Origin of the sequence: Streptomyces sp. NPDC001714 (assembly GCF_042892755.1) — a bacterium.
In the GTDB taxonomy this organism is placed as follows: Bacteria; Actinomycetota; Actinomycetes; order Streptomycetales; family Streptomycetaceae; genus Streptomyces.
In genome coordinates, this window is sequence record NZ_JBIAUL010000003.1 from 1 (window position 1) to 1,303 (window position 1,303).

General features: G+C 68.4%; 2 protein-coding genes. One reads left to right on the forward strand and one right to left on the reverse strand.

Annotation, left to right across the window (positions count from 1 at the left end; genetic code table 11):
• Positions 1-91: 91 nt before the first annotated feature.
• A complete protein-coding gene (locus ACFY0P_RS08795; RefSeq protein WP_388908888.1) occupies positions 92-544 on the reverse strand; it encodes an ATP-binding protein in 453 nt (150 codons plus the stop codon).
• 341 nt (positions 545-885) lie between these two features.
• On the opposite strand from ACFY0P_RS08795, the gene ACFY0P_RS08800 reads away from it, so the two are divergent.
• Entirely contained in the window at positions 886-1,056 is a 171-nt protein-coding gene (locus ACFY0P_RS08800) for a hydrophobic protein (RefSeq protein ID WP_388908890.1), read from the forward strand.
• Positions 1,057-1,303: the final 247 nt, after the last annotated feature.

A 1,303-nucleotide genomic window follows, 5' to 3' on the forward strand; every position in this document is an offset into this window, starting at 1 on the left:
CCGGTCAGGGAGCAACGGCTCGATCCGCGACCACTGCGCATCAGTTAACGGCACACCCAGACCAACGACCGACTGATCCAAACGAAACGGCCTAGGGCTTGGCAGGCCGGCGCAGGCGGAGGTGCGCGACGACGTGCTTGCCGGTGTCCCGTGCGACGGTGTGCAGCCGGTCGCACAGCCGGGTGACCAGGTGCAGGCCGTGACCGCCGACGCGGCGGGCGTCGTGGGCGCGCGGTTCGGGCGGACGGGGGGAACTGTCGCTCACGACGATGCGCAGCAGGTCGGCGCCGGGTGACACCTCCAGCGCCAGGCCGACCGGTCCGGGTGCGTGGCGTACCGCGTTGGTGACCAGTTCACTGACGACGAGTTGGGCGTCCTGGCTCGGCCGGTGGTCCGGACGGTGGCCGGCCTGCGCCAGCAACGCGCGTACGGCGACCCGGGCGTCGGCGATCGACGTGTCCACGGTGTCCCACGTGATGCTGTATCGCAGAGGCGCCCCGGGTTCCTGTCCGTCCGAGGCCCGGTTCTTCAGCGGGGTGACCATAGAACTCTTTCCGTAGGCGTCCTTGTCGTTTCGTCACCGGCTCTCGCCGTCGTACGAATTCGCTTACCCGCCGTCTCCTTGTTCATGAGGCGGTCCGGCAAAGCAGCGCGATGCCGACACCGAGAAGGGCCTTCCCGGATCGTTTCCGGGAAGGCCCTTCTTCTGAGCAGGAAGCATGTCGGTGCTGGAAAGCGCGCTTGGCCTTCTCTTCGACTCCTGGCCATGGGTATCGCGGTCTCGATAACCCCGCCAATGCCCCCGCTTTCCCTTCACAAACAAGGCACTTACCGCGAATGACGGCACAATGGCGGGGCACACGGAGCGGCAGGAGGTCGATAATCATGGTTCCCCTTCTTCTTGTGCTGCTTCTCGCGGTGATCCTTTTCGGTGCCGGCTTCGCCGTCAAGATTCTGTGGTGGGTCGCCCTCGCCGTACTGGTGCTCTGGCTGCTCGGATTCGCGATGCGCTCCACCAGCGCCGGCGGGGGCCGGGGGCGTTGGTATCGATGGTGATCTGACTTCGCGCGTACCCCGTTCGCCGCAGGGGCCGGCCGTCATGACGGCCGGCCCCTGTGCATGTGACCCCCAGCTCTCCGGGCCCCTCGACGAGCTGGTCGAAGACCTCCCGCCGACGGCGGTGGCCGCAGTCGCCCCGGACAGCGATTTTCACCGCCGGCTCGGCGGGAGTGCGGCCACGGCAGGGACCCGGTCGCGGCCGGGGACTCGGTGTGCCTGCCGGCCGGGCCCGGTGCGCGACGGT